Raw genomic sequence first — 16,325 nt, forward strand, 5'->3', positions numbered from 1 at the left:
GACAGCGCCTGCACACTCGAGGAGCGGGCAGCTCGTCAGAGATTCATGAGGCCTCGCGAGCGAAGCGCACATTCGCCGAACGCCGCCCCGTGCCGCCGTGGGGACGCGTGCCGCCACGGCACCCGTTTCGCCGCGGCGGCACGCGGGTCTCAGTCGTGTCCGCGCACGTCCACGCGGAAGAACCGCTCCGCATACTCCGCGTCTGTTTCGGACGCGTCCACGATCGCCCGCTCTCGCACGAAGGTGCTGATCGCTTCGAGATCGGCGAACTGACTCCCGTGCGCAGAGACCGCGGCGATCTTCCGCTCCACGTCCACCGATTCCAAGGACACGTGGTGGTTGCGGGAGGGGTGCCCCTGGAGCCAGGCTTCATCCACAATCCACGGCTCGAGACCCTCGGCGAGGAGGTCGGGGAACGCGAACGGATTGCGCGCGGCCGGATACACGGCGCGGAGAACCGCCTCACCTGCCGCTCGGTGGTCGGCGTGGCTTGCCCCGATGCTCTCCCAGTTGCGCTCCGGCGAGGTGGTGAGAATCAGCTGCGGGCGCGTCTGGCGGATGATGCGGGCGACGTCGCGGACGAGCTCCCGCGTGACCCAGAGGTCGCCGTCGGCGTATCCCTCGAGGAACCGCACGTCTTCCACGCCGATCGCGGCCGCGGCCGCTCGCTGCTCCGATCGACGGATCTCCTGGATCTCCTCGCGGGGCGTGTCGTCGAAACCCCCCTCCCCTCCCGAGGTGATGACGACGATCGTGACGTACGCTCCCTGACGTACGAAGCGGGACAGCGTTGCCCCCGCACCGACGTCGGCGTCGTCCGGGTGTGCGTACACGCCGAGGACGCGCGTGATCTCGAGGGCCATCTCAGTTCCCGGCGATCGCGTCGTTGCCCGCCGCCTGCGCCGCGGTGAGACCCTCGTCGACGGGTGTGCGACCCAGGAAGACCTCCTTCAGGACGGGTGCGATCGCGGTGAACGCCTCCGAGATCTTCGCCCCGTGCGGCGCCGAGATGGTGCCGTTGTCGAGCACGTCGATGAGCGGTGAGACGTCGACGCCTTCCGACTGCCAGTAGTCGAAGAACGACTGCTGCGCGGCGGTGACCGCAGGCAGTGCCGCCCCTGTGGTACCCAGGGCGCTGGCCCCCTCGACGCTTCCCAGCCACTCGAGCACCTTCTTCTGGGCATCGGGGTGCTCGGACTGCGAGCTGGCAGCGGCGATGATGCCGTTGGTGAGGCTGATGCGCCCTTCCGGCCCTTCCGGCAGCGGGGCGATGCCCCATTCGAAGTCGGCGCCGTCCCGGATGTTGGCGAGGTTGTACGCTCCGGTCTGGAACAGCGCGAGGTGGCCCTGGAGGAACTGGTCGCGGCTGAAATCGCCGTTGTCGTTGGTGTCCGCCGCGGACGGAGCGACGTGGTCGGTGTTGATCAGGTCCACGAGGTATTCGGTGGCCGCGACACCTTCCGGTGTGTCGAAGGCGAGCTCGTCGGAGTCCGCGGGCTGGAAGACCGCCCCGGCGGAGGCGAGGTAGTCCGCCCAGATGGCTTGGAAGTCGTAGGCGGCGTTGTAGCCGAACTGCGTGAGCGTGAGCGGGTCGAAGTCGGGGTCGGATGGTCCTCTGCCGTCGCTGTCCTTCGTGAGCCACGCGGCGACATCGCGGAGCGTGTCGTCGTCGCCCGTGGGGTCCCAGACGAGGTTCTCGACCTCTTCGACGCTGACGCCGGCCTCGTCGAGGAGGGCCTTGTTGTAGAAGACGCCGATGCCCGGGTCCGTCAGCTGCGGCACGCCCCACAGAGTCCCGTCGTAGGTGTACTGCTCGACGACGGTGGCGGACCAGTCCGCGCTCGCGTCCGAGCCGAGCGTCTCACCGATGTCGAGGAGGGCGCCCGCATCGACGTAGTCGATGAAGTTGCTCGAGTTCGTCCAGAAGATGTCCGAGACGGAATCGGAGGCGACGTCGTTGCGCAGCGATGTCCAGTAGTCGGCCCACGGGATGACCTCGACGTCGATGGTGATGCCGTCGTTCGCCTCCTCGAAGGAGGGGATCGCCTGCTCGTATGCCTCGGCGGCCGCTTCGTCCCAGAGGCGGAGGGTGACCGTGGCGCTCCCGCCGTCGGCACCGGACCCCGCGCCCTGGCAGCCGGCCAGGGCGACGGCGGTGCCGGCGACGCCGATGAGGGCGATCGTGCGGGTGAAGGGATGCTTTCGCACTGTTCGGTGCCTTTCTCTCTCGATGCTCCGCGGAAGGGTGCCGGCGGGGCTATTTGATGCCGGTGATGGCGATCGACCGGACGATCTGCTTCTGGAAGATGACGAACACGACGATGAGCGGGACGAGCGCGATCGTCGTCGCGGCCATGACATACGTCCAGTTGGAGACGTACTGCGACTGCACGCTCGCAGTGGCGACCGTGATAACGGGGACCTCGTTTCCGGCGATCACCCGTGGCCACATGAACGAGTTCCATTGGCTGACCACCGTGATCAGCAGCAAGGTCGCGAGTATCGGTGTGGACAGCGGAACCACGATGCGCGCGAGGATGCGCAGATGCCCCGCGCCGTCGATCCGTGCGGCGTCGATGACGTCCTGCGGAATGCCGCGAAAGTACTCGCGGAGCAGGAAGACGGCATATGGGGAGGCCAGGAGGAATGGGACCACCAGACCGGCGAAGGTGTCTTTCAGCCCGGCTTCGGCGACCATCAGGTACAGCGGGACGATCAGGACCGTCCCGGGGATCATCATCGTCGACAGGAACAGCCAGAAGATCGCATCACGTCCGGGGAACTGCAGGCGTGCGAACGCGTACGCCGCGAGGACGGATGAGGTGACCTGGCAGAGGACGGTCACCACGACGGTTCCCAGTGTGATGAGGATGGCGCGGCCGAGTTCCACGCGGCCGCTGAGGATCGCCTGGAAGCTCTCGAACGTCCAGGGGTCCGGGAGGCTGAGCGGCGACTGGTTGGCGAAGTTCTGCGGGGACTTGAAGGCGGTGATGATGCTGAAGACGAACGGCAGGACGGTGATCGCCGCCGCGATGATGAGTCCGAGATAGATTCCTGCGGTTGCGAGCGCGCCGCGGCGGTTGCGTGTCCGGTCAGGAGAGGGCATAGGTGATCCTTCGCCGGAAGTACCCGTGCTGGAGCAGTGTGATCGCGATGAGGATGAGCATCATCGCGGTGGCCGCGACCGCAGCGCGCCCGAGGTTCCAGTTCTCGAAGGCCTCCGCGTAGATCTGCCACGCGAGCACCGATGTGCGCCCGTTTGGCCCGCCGCCGGTGAGCGCGTAGATCTGGTCGAACACGTTGAACGCGCCGATCACCGATGTCACGGTCACGAAGAAGAGCGTCGGGTGCAGCAGGGGCAGAACGATCGACCAGAAGGCCCGCAGCCGCGTTGCTCCGTCGACCTCCGCGGCCTCGAGGATCTCGGACGGGATGGCGAGGATGCCTGCGATGAAGAACAGCGCGGTGTAGCCGACGCTGTTCCAGATCACGACGAACGCGACAGCGGGGAGTGCCCACATCGGCGACACGAGGATCTCCACCCGATGTCCGACGATCGCGCTGAGCAGGCCCCCGGTCGGCGCGAAGATCCACTTCCAGACGACCCCGAGCGCGAGAGGCGAGGAGATCCACGGGATGACGATGAGCGTGCGGAAGACCGTCGTACCCCGGACCCCCTTGGTGAGGAGGTTCGCGAGAAGCAGGCCGACGGCGACCTGCACCGGAACCGTGAGCGCGATGAGCAGGAACGTCACCCCGAGCGCGTTCACGAACGCCGCATCGCTGAGGACGTCGATGATCTGCGTCGCCCCGACGAACTCAGGGCTGCCGATGAGGTCCCAGTCCTGCGTGGTGAGCCACAGCACCACGGCGACCGGAACGAGCATGAACACCGTCACCCCGACGAGGCTCGGGCTGAGGAACGCGTATCCGACGGCAGCCTGCCGCAGCGGTCGCAGCCGACGTGCTCTCCCCATGGACACCCTCCCGTCACGCTCGAACATGCTCGATGTTGGGAGAATATGCGCACAGTGGGCATCTCATTGCCGCGCGCCGTCACACACGTTCATGTCACCCGCCTAGGACGCGACAGGTGCGTCGCGAGCGACGCTCCTCGCACCTCAGCTGCGCGACAGAGCGGGAGCCTCGTCCAGATAGCGGTCGACGAGATCGGCGGCGATGTCGAGGGAATCGATGAGGGGGTGCGCGGCGAACGCTCGCCACGCAACCTGCTTCGAACCGCCAAGGGCAGCCTCGATGATGAGCTGCTCCGAGGCCTTCACCTGCTGGACGAGCCCGAGCATGTCACCGGTCAAGGGTGCGACCGGGCTCGGCGTGATCCTGCCGCCGGCGACGATGCATGCGGTCTCGATCACGGCGTCGCTCGGGAGCGACGGGACGACCGCCCCGTTGCGGACGTTCAGCACCGCGGTCGTCGACGCTCCGGTGGCGAGCGCGGACATCAGGTCGAGTGCGACGCGGTGGTATCCGCCGGCCTCGACATCCTGCGGCCGCCGGCGAGCGCCCGGACGCCGGCCTTCGGTCATGTAGGTCTGCTCTCGTTTCGCGCGCACATCGTTCCATCGCTGCCACGCGTCGCCTGCCGATTCGTCGAAGAACCTGGTCTGCTGCTCGTGCAGGTACTCGCCGCGGGTGAGCGGCCGTTCTCGCGCGGATTCGAGCGCCTGGCGATGACGGTAGTAGTAGAAGAGATACTCGTTCGGGATCGCACGTAACGCCCGAATCCAGTCCGCGCCGAGGAGGTGCGCCTCTTCCAGGTTCTCCAGTCGGGGCGATGCGAGAAGACCTGGCAGCAGGTCCACGCCGTCGACGCGGAGCGCCCGCAGCCATCCGAGATGATTCAAGCCGACGTAGTCGACGTCGACATCCTTGCTCCCCGGCATCCCCGCGGAGACGAGAGCGCGGCGGATCAGCCCGATCGGTGTGTCGCAGATGCCGACGACGCGGTCGCCCAGCACCTTCTGCATGGTCTCGGTGACGATTCCCGCGGGGTTCGTGAAGTTGATCACCCACGCTCGTGGCACCGCCGACCGGATGGCCTCCGCGAGCGCGAGGGTCGCGGGAACGGTCCGCCAGGCGTAGGCCAGACCGCCGGCGCCGACCGTCTCCTGTCCGAGCACCCCGGCTTCGAGCGCGATGCGCTCATCACGAACGCGGCCGTTCGTCCCGCCGAGCCGGATGGCGACGAAGACGAAGTCCGCATCCCGCAGGGCGGTCGCGAGATCGGCGACGGCCCGCACGCGCACGGAGGCTGCGGACGGCATGTCGCGGATGACTGCGAGGATGCGCTCCTGCCGCGCCGGCGACACGTCGTGGAGCACGATCTCCTCGATGGGTGACGTTCGCTGAGCTGCCGCAGCCGCCTCCACGATGAGGGGCACGCGGAACCCTCCCCCGCCGATGATCGTCAGTTTCATGCGATCGTGATGTCGACGCCGGCGCGGCGCAGTTCCGCGAGCGTCGCGGGGTCGGCACCGTCGTCGGTGACGAGCATGCCGATGCGCTCGGGACCCGCGACGCGAGCGACGCTCACCCCGGGGAACTTCGCCCCGTCGGCGAGGACGATGCGACGCTCGGAGGCGTCCAGAAGGGCTTGCTTGATGGGAACCTCGGTCGGCGTGGAGTCGTGGATCGAGCCATCTGCCTGCACGCCGCTCGTCCCCAGGAAGCAGACCGATGCACGGATCTGGGTCAGCGCCTGCAGCGCGAAGGCGCCGACCATCGACTGGTAGTTCTTCCGCACCGCTCCCCCGAGTACGATCAGCTCGAGATCGTCGTCTTCGCGGAGCTCGTCGACGACGGCGAGACTTGCTGTGACCACCGTGATCTTCCGCCCGCGGAGTTCGCGCGCGACGAGAGCGCACGTCGCCCCGATATCGATGAGGACCACATCGCCGTCTCTCACCTCGGCGGCAGCCGCCGAAGCGATCCGCTGCTTCTCAGCACGCTGCTGCACCGCCGTCTGGGTGATCGAGACAGGGTCGCGCTCGATACTGGCGCCACCGCGCACACGGCGCATCAGTCCAGCCGCGTCGAGCGCGTTGAGATCACGGCGGATGGTCGATGGGGAGACCCTGAGCGTGTCAGCCAGTGCTTCGACCGTCGCCTCGCCGTCCGCGCTGAGCACGGAGAGGATGCGCGCATGCCTCGTCGAAGTCAACATATCCTGATGCTACAACCGCGATCGAGCCTGAGCGCGCAGAATCAGTCATGTTCGCGCAACGTACGCGCCACGAGATCTGAGGGAGCTTTCATGGACCTGGTCGTCTCCGGCCCGACTTTCCTCGACGTGACGTTGGCGGGATTGCAAGCGACTGTCCATCCCGGGCGGGAGGTCTTCGCCCAGGATGCCGCACTGGGACCGGGCGGTGCGGCGATCGCCGCAATCGCCGCATCACGGCTCGGGTTACAGACCGCGCTGCACTCCGACCTGGGGGCGGACGCCGCGGGCCTGCTGTGCAGGGATGTGCTGATGACCGAGGCCGTGGACGTGTCCGCCGCACCGCTCCTCGACGGCTGGCGCACACCCCTCACCGTCTGCATCTCAGATCGCGACGATCGCGCGATGGCCACGTTCCAGGAGCCGCCACCGCGGCGACGAACGCCGCCGGTCGCGGCTCGGGCGCTGCTCGCGAATCTCCGGGACGTGGCGGCGCGCGCGCGGACCGACGGCACCGTCGTCGTCGCCGACATCGGATGGGACGCCTCTGGCCGCTGGGACGACGGCGACCTCGCACCCCTGCGATCGTGCGATGTGTTTCTCCCGAACAGCGTCGAGGCGATGGCGTACACCAGGACGGCCACACCCCGCGAGGCCGCGCGCGCTCTCGGGGACCGGGTCGAACGGGTGATCGTCACGTGCGGCGCAGAGGGAGTGATCGCACTCGACGCGGGCGCCGGCAGCGAGAGCCTCATTCCCGCGATCCCCGTCGATGCCGTCGATACCACGGGTGCCGGCGACGTGCTCGGGGCCGGTGTCGTCGCCGGCCTACTGCGCGGATGGCAGTTCGCGGACGTCGCCGCCTTCGGTGCCCTGTGCGCCGGCCTCGCCGTCACCCGCCTCGGAAGTGCGACCGCCTCGCCGACGCTCGCCGGGATCGACGAGTGGTGGCGTGCGGCGAGAGCCGATGCCGCACTGTCGTCGAGATATGCCTTCCTCGAGGGGCTTCACGACGCGGAGGCGGGCTTGCCGAGTCAGGAGCCGACCGGATGACGCCACTTCCCGGCGGCAACGCCCCTACCCGACGACGGCGACCCAGTCCATCTCCAGAGGTGGCCACGCGGAATACATGCCCACCGCCGCCGGTTCCCGACTCATAGGGAGGGACGGGGAGCTCTGAGATGCAGGCATGGACGACGGCGCCGGCCGCAATGGGAGGACTACGGCTGAGCGAGGTGGCAGAACCGACTCCGCTTCCGCACGAGCTGCTGGTGAGGGTCGAGGCGTTCTCTCCGAACCCCGGCGATCTCGCGGCACTGCCCGGTGTCCCCGCGGGCTCCATCCCCGGATGGGACGGAGCGGGCGTCGTGCTCGAGGCCGCGGCGGACGGCACGGGGCCTCGCGCCGGCGACCACGTGCTCTTCCTCGGGCTCGGCGCCCGCGGATGGGCACAGCGTCGGGCCGTGCCGCACGCGACCACTGCCACCGCGCCGCCCGATGTGGCATGGGAGCACCTCGCAGCGCTGCCCGTGCCGGCGACCAGTGCCCTGAGGGCTCTACGGAAGCTCGGCTCCGTCATCGGGCGACGCATCCTGATCGTGGGAGCGACGGGCGCGGTCGGCAGAATCGCCGTGCAGCTCGCCGCCCGCTCCGGTGCGCACGTCATCGCCATCGCACGCGACGAGAACACGCACACCGAGCTCCAACACCTCGGTGCCCGTGAGACGCACATCTCCCTCTCCTCCGTCTCATCTCGCGTACACGGAGCGATTGACATGGTCGGCGGCCAGCATCTCGTCGACGCCTACGCACTCCTCGATTCCGGTGCTGCTGTCATCGCACTCGGGCACTCGGCGGGTGCAGACGAACGTTTCCCCTACGGAGCATTCATCGCCGGTCCGGCAACCTCTGACCGCTCCGTCACAAGCTTCTTCCTCGGGTCGGAGAACGGACTGGCTGATGAGATGGCCTATCTGGCGGCGGACAACCGGCTCCGCGTCGGCGACGTCGATATCCGTCCATGGACGGAACTCGCCGCCTGGGTCGAACGGGGAGCGCCCCGCCCGTCCGGACGAGTCGTCTTCCGCGTGGACCACGCCTAATCGCCGCGAGCACGAACACCGGCGTGGTCTGCACGCAGTCTCGGTCCGGGGGCACCGGTGAAACGCTCGCGCAATGTCGCCCGCTCGTGTCAACTCTGGGTTGACCTGGCAAGGGTGCCGTAGCGACCCGATAGGAGCGCCTGCTCCGCAGTGCCGACGACGATGACACCTCTCGCGAGCGGAGTCAACGAGGACGAACGCGGGAGCGCGGCTACTCGACTCCGCGACTGTTGGGAGGGGCGCAGATCGACTCCGCGCGTGCCCGCTTCGGCGTCGAGCTCGGAGCGCTCAATCGGGAGGTTCGTGTGCGGTGAAGATCGCATCGATCAGCCCGGGAAAGCGACTGTCGAGGTCAGCGCGACGTAACGTCAGCCGACGGTTGCGCCCGTGGGGTTCGTTGCGGATGATCCCGGCCTCACGGAGCACCTTCATGAGATGGGACTTGGTCGACTTGGGCATGGAAGGGTCCGAGGCAAAGCAGTTCGCTGCATCCAACGGCCCATCCAGCAGCTGACGGACGACTTCACGTCGATCCGGGTCGCTGAGCGCGAAGAGCACGCTGCTCAGCTGGATCTCATCCCGTGCGGGATGCGCGAGCTCGGGGACCGCAACCATGGTTCGACTCTAGTTGAACTATTGCGTCCCAGCAGGTAGCGTCCGAGAGTTCGAATTTTTTGGAACCGAAGGATGCGCGCTCATGGCTGCTGATACGAATTCCGTCTCCGTGCAGGCTAGGTCGCGGTCGGAGCGTGCATCCTCCATCCCCCGACGAGCGTTCGGATTCGGGCTCGCAGGCCTCGCCAGCACCATCATGATGATCGGAGCGAGCGCGCCGTCGCCGTTCTACCCGCATCTGCAGGAACAGCTCGGCATCGGCGCCTTCGGCGTGACGATCGCATTCGCCGTGTACGCCGTTGCGCTCCTCATCGCCCTCCTCACGGTTGGATCGATCTCGGACCACCTCGGCCGCCGCCCGATCATCTTCATCGGGTATCTGCTTCTCGCGGGGGCCATCCTGCTCGTCTGGCGTGCGGACACCGGGACGATGCTGTATCTCGGCCGGTCGATGCAAGGCATTGCCAGCGGCGCACTGATCTCGACGATATCGGCCACGATCGTCGACTTCGCACCTCCGCATCGACCGAAAGCCGCCACGCTGCTCAACTCGATCGCGCCCATGACCGGCTTAGCGGTCGGCACTCTGTACGCGGGTGCCCTCCTCGAGGCGGCGGGCCCTGCCGCGGCGACAGCGACCTTCGTCCCGCTCGCGTTCGCGTACCTGATCGTGGCTGCGCTCATCTGGGCAACCCCGGAGACCTCCCCACGTGAAGCGGGCTGGCGCCGGGCGCTCCGACCCCGTGTTGCGGTCCCCCGTGCGGCAGCCCGCCTTTTCGGCATCAGTGTGCCGATCATCCTGGCCGGCTGGGCAACGGGCGGCCTCTTCCTCTCTCTCGGCCCGAGTATCGTGCACGCTGAGCTGCGCGTGAACAGCTCACTGGCGCAGGGCCTCGTGATCGGAGCGCTTCCCGCGACCGGCGCGATCGCCGCATTCGTGATGCGCAATCGCCGGCCGCTCGTCAACGCCGTCTACGGCGCGTCAGCCCTTGCGGTAGGTACACTGCTGATGCTCATCGCGCTCGCGGTCGGATCGTTGCCGCTGTACATCGTGGCCGTCGTCATCGCAGGTACCGGCTTCGGAACTGCGTTCTCAGGCACGGTCGGATCGATCATGCCCTTCGCGGCCGTACACGAGCGCGCCGAGCTGTTTGCATCGCTCTACATCGTGGCCTACCTCTCGTTCGGAGTACCGGCGGTCATTGCCGGCGCGCTCGCCTCGACGATCGGTCTGCACACCGCCGTACTCGCCTTCGGAGCCGGGGTGGCACTCGCCGCAGGAATCGCGGCGATCATCCGCGCCCGGACAGGCACCCCGACCACCCCTCCCCGGACGATGAGACATCTCGGGCCGAGCAGCTGAGCATCTCGAAGCGGATACCGCACCGTCGCAGCGAGGGCGTTCGGCTCGTCGTCACGCGACCGGTCGCCCAGGGCATCATCGAGTCGCAGAAGGCGGGACGCGGTCACGTGCCGGTTCAATCGCGGCCGCGCTGACGCGTGATCCATCTCTCTTCCGCGGTCGATCGTCCGCCGCTTCGAGATACTCAGGCGTCTTGCAGTCGGTCGAGGACGATCGGCAACGCTCGAACATCGTCTTCGCCGAGGAAGTGCCCCGCGCCGGCGAGCGTGAACGTCTCCGCTCGAAGGAGATCACTCAGCTCTCGGGTATGGGATGCGGGCACGTAGGAGTCGGCGTCCGACTGGACAACCGCGCGGACGGCCGTGCGCGAAGCGGTACGTGCAACGTCCGGGCGGATGGCCGTGAATGAGTCCAACTGCGGGAGCGCGGGAAGCGCTGAGACAAAACCGGCTACAGAGACGAACGCGCCGAGCACCCACTCCCCTGGGACCCGGTCGAGAGCGTGAAGCGTGGACGCGGTCCCCAGGCTGTGCGCCACGACGGCCGTGTTCGCGTCTGGCACGCCGATCACCTCCACCAGGTCGCCGGTCCACCGGTCGGGTCGTGGAGCATCAGAGTCCGGAAGACGAGGCACGATCACCGACACCCCCTCCTCGGTCAGTGCCTCCGCGAGCCAAGGGAACCAGTGGTCTGCGGGCTGGGCACCATAGCCGTGAGCGACGACAACGCGTGTGATGGGCATGACAGTCGCAACTTCGGACCGGCACGACTATTCCGATGTTGCCCCCGGTGACATCCGCCGTGGAGGATGGCTCGCTGAGAGGCGAGTGCCGGCGCCCCAACGACTGGCGACGACGCCATTTGGCGCATTGAGGCGAGATGTTGCCCACTAGATGGTCGTGTTGCGAGGGCCATCGCATTTCACTCACTGTTCACTCCGCGAGGTGGAGGACGCCTTCAGCGACGACGAGACCGGAACCGCTGAGCAGCACGTGCTCTCCGGCAACGGTCACGGCGAGCTTGCTCGGACGCCCGAGAGCGTAGCCCTGTTCGACGACGACCGATGCACGGTCTGCGACTTTGCCGGCGGCGACGAGCGAGGCGACCAACGGACCGGCCGCTGTTCCGGTGGCAGGGTCTTCCGAGATTCCGACAGTCGGATTGAAGAAGCGCGCGTACGCGACGGAGCCGACGTCGGCGGCGATCGGGTCCAGGCTGTAGACGTAGCAGCCTTCGGCGTCGGCGGCATGGAGGGCAGGGAGCAGGCGCGCCGAGTCGGGCCGAGCCCGGTCCACCGCGTCCCGTCCTCTCAACGGGACCAGCAGATGGCTCGCGCCAGTGGACACCGTCTGCGCCACCTCACCGGCCACCATGTCCGAGTCGACGAGGCCGAGCGCTGCGACGAGCTCCCCGGAATCGCTGACCGTCGCCCCGAACTCCGGTCGCGACTGCTCCATGGACACCACCGCTGGCGAGCCGTCGTTCCTGAGCACCCGAACCGGGAGCACGTCGTCACCGATCTGCTGCCGGAAATCCGTCTCGCCGACAGGGAGCCGGTCGGTCGCCGCAAGCCAGATCCACGCACCCATCGCGTTGTGCCCCGCTCCGAGAACTTCCGCGCCGATCGGAGTGAAGGAACGCAATCGCCACAGCGCGTCGCGAACAGTGGGACGTACCAGGAACGTCGTCTCCGACTGATTGAACTCTCGCGCAATCGCCCGCATCGTCGACACTGGCAGTCCCTCCGCATCCGGCACCAGCGCGAGCGGGTTGCCGCTCAGGGGCTCGTCAGCGAATACATCCACAAGGACAAAGGGCACGTCTCGTGACATTCGTCGCATCCTCCCGGCTCAGTTTCTTCTCAACGATATTGAGCACCTGTGCGACACGGAATGAGATACGCACGGTCAATAGCGCGGAGCACCGCAATAGTTGCGGAACACTCAACGCATGACCGCTTCGCCTCTCGATGAGATCGATGATCAGCTTGTTCGGGCCCTGCAAGCGAACTCACGGGCGACGCTCACAGAGCTCAGCCAAGCGGTCCACCTCGGCGTCTCCGCCACCAGGGTGCGATTGCGCTCGCTCGAAGAACGCGGCGTCGTCACGGGCCACACTGTTCACGTCTCCCCCACTGCACTCGGCTACACACTCCATGCCGTCGTGCGCGTGAAAGTGCATGGCGCCCTGTACGACAAGATCACGGCGGTACTGCAGCGGAATCCCCAGATCGTTCGCGCACTCCGCATCACCGGAGAGTCTTGCTACAGCCTTGAGGTCCTGGCCACCGATATGAACGACCTCGAACGCATCACGACCGAGCTCGCCCAGGTCGGCTCCATCACCACAGACCTCGTATACGAGACCGTTACTGACCGGCCTGCACCCACCCCGGCCCAACGCCGTGCCCAGCCGTAATCACCGACCAAACCGGTGCCTTCGCCTCGCGCTTGCTCGCGCTCTCTCAGCAGCCAGGAAGGCAATCCGCTGCGAGCCGTCTATTTTTTCGTCGAAACGGGCGTTGGCTGGCCAAGGTGGCCAGCAAACGCCCGTTTCGACGAGAAATGGCGCCTCCAGCCCGAATCGCGCACCATCTTGGCTCCCGAACGGCCACCCGCGATCGTGTTCCGCAATGAACCAGCTCGCTTCGTGATGCGGTCGTACCCGCCAGGGGCGAGAGCGAGACGAGGGCTCGCCACCGTGACGAGCCCTCGTCCGGTCTAGACGGACCTCGATGGCTCAGCTCGTGAGCCAGGCGTCATAGAGCACGAGCTCGGAGATGGAGTTCTCACGCAGGCCGTGGAGCTTGCTGTCGTAGGCGAAGTAGCCCGATTCGCTATTGACGTTGTCGAAGACCGGGATGCGGACGGCGTCCCGAACGATGATTTCCTGCGCCTGGGCGAGCAGGTCCTGTCGCTTGTCGGTGTCGGGCTCGACGAACGACGCCTCCAGGATGCCATTGAGGTCCGAGCCCGGCTCAATCACCTCCTCGGTCGTCGCACCGGAGTTCGCGAGCAGGTACTCGTCGGTGTACTGCGAGTACAGCGCGATGCCGCCGTCGGCCCGCGTGGCGTTGTTGTAGAGGAAGTCGCCCTTGCCGTCCGTCCAGGTGCTCCCGCCGGGCGCCTCGTTGACAAGCTCGATCTCGATGCCGACCTTCGCAGCGTCCTCCTTGATGAGCTGCAGCGCGTCGATAACCGCCTTCGGCTCCCACCAGTTCACGAGCGTGAACGTGAGCCGCTGTCCGTCCTTCTCGCGGATGCCGTCGTCGCCGACGACCCATCCAGCTTCATCGAGGATCTCCTCCGCGCCTTCGGGATCGAAGGAGATGAGGTCGGACTGGTCGGCATAGCCGAAGGTCTGCGGCGTCAGCACGCTGGTCGAGGCGGGCTCTGCGTCGGTGGTGATGCTCGACTGGATGGTGTCGCGGTCGATCACCTTCGCCAGCGCACGACGCAGCTCGATGTCTTTGGTCAGCGGACGAGCGAAGTTCGGGACCAGGCTGTACGGGTTACCCGACTGTGCGCGCGAGATCAGTCCGAAGCCCTGATCTGTGAGCTGCTTGGTGCCTTCGACCGTGGGGTTCTGGGCAAGCTGCACTTCCCCGGAGAGGAGCGCGTTCTCGCGGACGGACTGCTCGTCGACGAAATTGATCGTGATCTTCTCGAGGCTTGCCGGGCCGGTGTGCTCGGCCACCTCGGAGGCCCAGTCGTAGTCGTCGCGACGCACGAGCGTGATCTGCTCGTTCGGGGTGTACTCCTCGAGCTCGAACGCGCCGCTGCCCGAGAAGTCGCCCGCCTGGCGTTCTTCGTAGCTCTTGTCGAACGAGTCGGCGGACAGGATGGCGAGGAAGCTGGTCGGAATGGTCGGCAGGAACGCCGGATTGGGCTCGCTGAACTTCACGACGACCTCGGTGTCGCTGACGACCTCGGTCTCGATGTAGTTGTCGAACAGGCCTCGGATGTACCAGCCGACGCCGTCCTCGATCTGCTGGACAGCACCGTCGAAGTTGGCCTTCACAACGTCTCCGGTGAGCTTTGTGCCGTCCGAGAATGTAACGTCGTCACGCAGCGTGAAGCTGAACTCCGTCTGGTCGTCGTTCACCGACCACGCTGATGCGAGCCAGGGCTTCAGCTCGAACGTGTCGGGATCGATGTCGAGCAGCGAGTCCGCGAGTGCGCGCCCAACGAAGCCGTGGTTCTGCCGCGGGTCGAGATAGCTGATGTTGGCGCTGTACGCCGTGATCGTTCCACCGTCAACACGCTCACCGGCAGCATCGGCGCTGGCGGCGTCGGTTGTCGAAGAAGCGCACGCGCTGAGGAGAATTGTGGCGGCTGCAAGCGCGGCAACTGCCGCGGATGCTGTGCGTCCGCGATGGCGGGTCGTGAAACGGGACATTGATACTGCTCCTCGGGTTAGGGGACGATGAAGGTCAGGCGAATTGCGGAATGGAATCGACGAGCCGGCGGGTGTAGTCGTGCTGCGGGTCGGCGAACACCTCGCCGACAGGTCCCTCCTCGAGGAGCTCTCCGGCCCGGAGCACCCCGACCCGGTCGGACAGCTCGCGGATGACGGCGAGGTCGTGCGAGATGAATAGGTAGGCGGCGCCGAACTCGTACTGGAGATCGATGAGTAGCTGCATGATCTGCGCCTGCACCGAGACATCCAGGGCCGAGACCGGCTCGTCGAGCACGATGAGCTCCGGCTTCAGTACGATCGAGCGGGCGATCGCGACACGTTGCCGTTGGCCGCCCGACAGCTCGGACGGGGTGCGGCCGGCGACCGCAGAGGGGAGCCCGACGACGTCGAGCGCTTCGCGGACCCGGCGCTCCAACTCCGCCCCGGTGGCGACCTTGAACCCGCGCAGCGGCTCGGCCACGACGTCGCGGATGCGCCAGCGGGGATTCAGCGACGTGTACGGGTTCTGGAACACGTACTGGATGCGGGTGCGCAACGTCCGCAGATCGGCTCCACGCGCCTGGGCGACGTCCTGGCCTCGGAAGAGCACGGAGCCCTCGTCGGCGCGGTCGATGCCTGCGACGATGCGCGCGAGCGTGGACTTGCCTGATCCGGACTCCCCCACCAGCCCGTAGGTCGACCCGGGCTCGATCGTGAACCCGACCCCGCGCACTGCCGGCGTGACGATCTTGCCGAGCCGCGCATCGCGTCGCACATACGTCTTGACCAGATCGCGAGCGACAAGACCGCCCTCCTCGTGCGGCGCTGCCGGCCCCGGCACGCCCGGCGTCGGCGAGAGTTTGCCCGCGTGCAGGGAGGGAACCGCGTCGAGCAGCCGGCGGGTGTAGGCGTGCTGCGGGCGGTCGGTGACGGCCACGGTGGCGCCGTCCTCCACGATCCGGCCGTGCTGGAGCACGATGAGCCGGTCGGAGCGGCGGCGCGCGACGGCGAGGTCGTGGGTCACCAGGATGAGCGAGACACCGGTCTCGGTGACCAGCTCGTCCAAGGCATCGAGCACGGTCTTCTGCACGGTCACGTCCAGCCCGGACGTCGGTTCGTCGGCGATGATCAGCTGCGGGCGCCCGACCAGCGCGATAGCGATCAGCACGCGCTGGCGCTGACCGCCACTGACCTGGTGCGGGTAGGAGGCGTAGACGCGCTCGGCATCCGCGATCCCCACCCGCGTCAGCAACGCGAGCGCTTCGTCGCGCCGCCGCAGCTTCTCGACCTTCTGCGGCGACAGCCGCAGCGCCTCGTCGAGCTGCCGGCCGATCTGCTGCACAGGGTTCAGCGCGATGTTCGGGTCTTGCGGGATGTAGGCCACCCGGGAGCGGCGCAGCTCGTTCCACTGCTTCTCGGTGAGGCCGCCCAGAAGATCGACGCCGTCGAGTTCGGCACGAGCGGCGTTCACGTGGGCGTTGCGCGACAGGATGCCGAGCAGCACGTGGGTGAGCGTGGACTTGCCCGAGCCCGATTCGCCGATGACGGCCAGACGCTCACCCCGAGCCAGCCGGAGGGAGACCCTGTCGAGCGCGACGACGTCATCGCCGGCGGTGGCATAGCGGACGGTGAGGTCCTCGACCTCGAGCAGCGCGGTGTCGGTCAT

Annotated in this window: 15 protein-coding genes; 4 read left to right on the forward strand and 11 right to left on the reverse strand. The window is 67.2% G+C overall.

From position 1 onward, the window contains the following. Window positions 1–149: 149 nt before the first annotated feature. The 6 genes from ABD998_RS03800 to ABD998_RS03825 all read right to left on the reverse strand — a co-directional run bounded on the left by ABD998_RS03800 (window position 150) and on the right by ABD998_RS03825 (window position 6,184). Entirely contained in the window at window positions 150–863 is a 714-nt protein-coding gene (locus ABD998_RS03800) for a PIG-L deacetylase family protein (RefSeq protein WP_345436071.1), read from the reverse strand. 1 nt (window position 864) lies between these two features. After that, the gene (locus ABD998_RS03805) at window positions 865–2,208 is read right to left on the reverse strand and encodes an ABC transporter substrate-binding protein (RefSeq protein WP_345436073.1); all 1,344 of its coding nucleotides are present in this window, start codon (window positions 2,206–2,208) and stop codon (window positions 865–867) included. A 49-nt stretch (window positions 2,209–2,257) separates the two neighbouring features. Further along, a complete protein-coding gene (locus ABD998_RS03810) occupies window positions 2,258–3,106 on the reverse strand; it encodes a carbohydrate ABC transporter permease (RefSeq protein ID WP_345436075.1) in 849 nt (282 codons plus the stop codon). Then, on the reverse strand, window positions 3,093–3,977 hold the full coding sequence (locus ABD998_RS03815) for a carbohydrate ABC transporter permease (protein WP_345436077.1): 885 nt from the start codon (window positions 3,975–3,977) through the stop codon (window positions 3,093–3,095). Before ABD998_RS03815 ends, ABD998_RS03810 begins: the two co-directional genes overlap by 14 nt. A gap of 144 nt (window positions 3,978–4,121) precedes the next feature. Then, complete coding sequence (locus tag ABD998_RS03820) at window positions 4,122–5,438, reverse strand: family 4 glycosyl hydrolase (RefSeq protein WP_345436079.1); 1,317 nt, start codon at window positions 5,436–5,438, stop codon at window positions 4,122–4,124. Then, window positions 5,435–6,184, reverse strand: coding sequence for a DeoR/GlpR family DNA-binding transcription regulator (locus tag ABD998_RS03825; protein WP_345436081.1), 750 nt, complete (start codon window positions 6,182–6,184; stop codon window positions 5,435–5,437). The genes ABD998_RS03820 and ABD998_RS03825 overlap by 4 nt, the downstream gene beginning before the upstream one ends. A 90-nt stretch (window positions 6,185–6,274) precedes the next feature. Between ABD998_RS03825 and ABD998_RS03830 the strand changes: the two genes are divergently transcribed. Next, complete coding sequence (locus ABD998_RS03830) at window positions 6,275–7,234, forward strand: carbohydrate kinase family protein (RefSeq protein WP_345436083.1); 960 nt, start codon at window positions 6,275–6,277, stop codon at window positions 7,232–7,234. A 182-nt stretch (window positions 7,235–7,416) separates the two neighbouring features. Beyond that, entirely contained in the window at window positions 7,417–8,283 is an 867-nt protein-coding gene (locus ABD998_RS03835; protein WP_345436085.1) for an alcohol dehydrogenase catalytic domain-containing protein, read from the forward strand. 288 nt (window positions 8,284–8,571) lie between these two features. Here the strand turns inward: ABD998_RS03835 and ABD998_RS03840 are convergent, their stop codons facing one another. Further along, window positions 8,572–8,898 (reverse strand): ArsR/SmtB family transcription factor, encoded by a 327-nt coding sequence (locus ABD998_RS03840; RefSeq protein ID WP_345436087.1) that lies wholly within the window; start codon window positions 8,896–8,898, stop codon window positions 8,572–8,574. Window positions 8,899–8,980: 82 nt separating this feature from the next. Here ABD998_RS03840 and ABD998_RS03845 point away from each other — a divergent pair, with 82 nt between their 5' ends. Next, window positions 8,981–10,261 carry an MFS transporter gene (locus ABD998_RS03845; RefSeq protein WP_345436089.1) on the forward strand — a complete coding sequence of 427 codons (1,281 nt, stop codon included), beginning with the start codon at window positions 8,981–8,983 and terminating at the stop codon, window positions 10,259–10,261. A 184-nt stretch (window positions 10,262–10,445) separates the two neighbouring features. Here ABD998_RS03845 and ABD998_RS03850 read toward each other — a convergent pair whose 3' ends face one another. Then, window positions 10,446–11,003 (reverse strand): RBBP9/YdeN family alpha/beta hydrolase, encoded by a 558-nt coding sequence (locus tag ABD998_RS03850; protein WP_345436091.1) that lies wholly within the window; start codon window positions 11,001–11,003, stop codon window positions 10,446–10,448. Between the two features lie 190 nt (window positions 11,004–11,193). Beyond that, window positions 11,194–12,093 carry a PhzF family phenazine biosynthesis protein gene (locus tag ABD998_RS03855; protein ID WP_345436093.1) on the reverse strand — a complete coding sequence of 300 codons (900 nt, stop codon included), beginning with the start codon at window positions 12,091–12,093 and terminating at the stop codon, window positions 11,194–11,196. A gap of 118 nt (window positions 12,094–12,211) precedes the next feature. Here ABD998_RS03855 and ABD998_RS03860 point away from each other — a divergent pair, with 118 nt between their 5' ends. Beyond that, window positions 12,212–12,679, forward strand: coding sequence for an Lrp/AsnC family transcriptional regulator (locus ABD998_RS03860; protein WP_345436095.1), 468 nt, complete (start codon window positions 12,212–12,214; stop codon window positions 12,677–12,679). Between the two features lie 321 nt (window positions 12,680–13,000). Here ABD998_RS03860 and ABD998_RS03865 read toward each other — a convergent pair whose 3' ends face one another. Together ABD998_RS03865 and ABD998_RS03870 are read right to left on the reverse strand one after the other, a co-directional pair. Further along, window positions 13,001–14,659, reverse strand: a complete 1,659-nt coding sequence (locus ABD998_RS03865; RefSeq protein ID WP_345436097.1) for an ABC transporter substrate-binding protein — start codon at window positions 14,657–14,659, stop codon at window positions 13,001–13,003. 34 nt (window positions 14,660–14,693) lie between these two features. Continuing rightward, on the reverse strand, window positions 14,694–16,325 hold the full coding sequence (locus tag ABD998_RS03870; protein ID WP_345436099.1) for an ABC transporter ATP-binding protein: 1,632 nt from the start codon (window positions 16,323–16,325) through the stop codon (window positions 14,694–14,696).

It is taken from the genome of Microbacterium gilvum, assembly GCF_039543865.1.
Lineage (GTDB): Bacteria > Actinomycetota > Actinomycetes > Actinomycetales > Microbacteriaceae > Microbacterium > Microbacterium gilvum.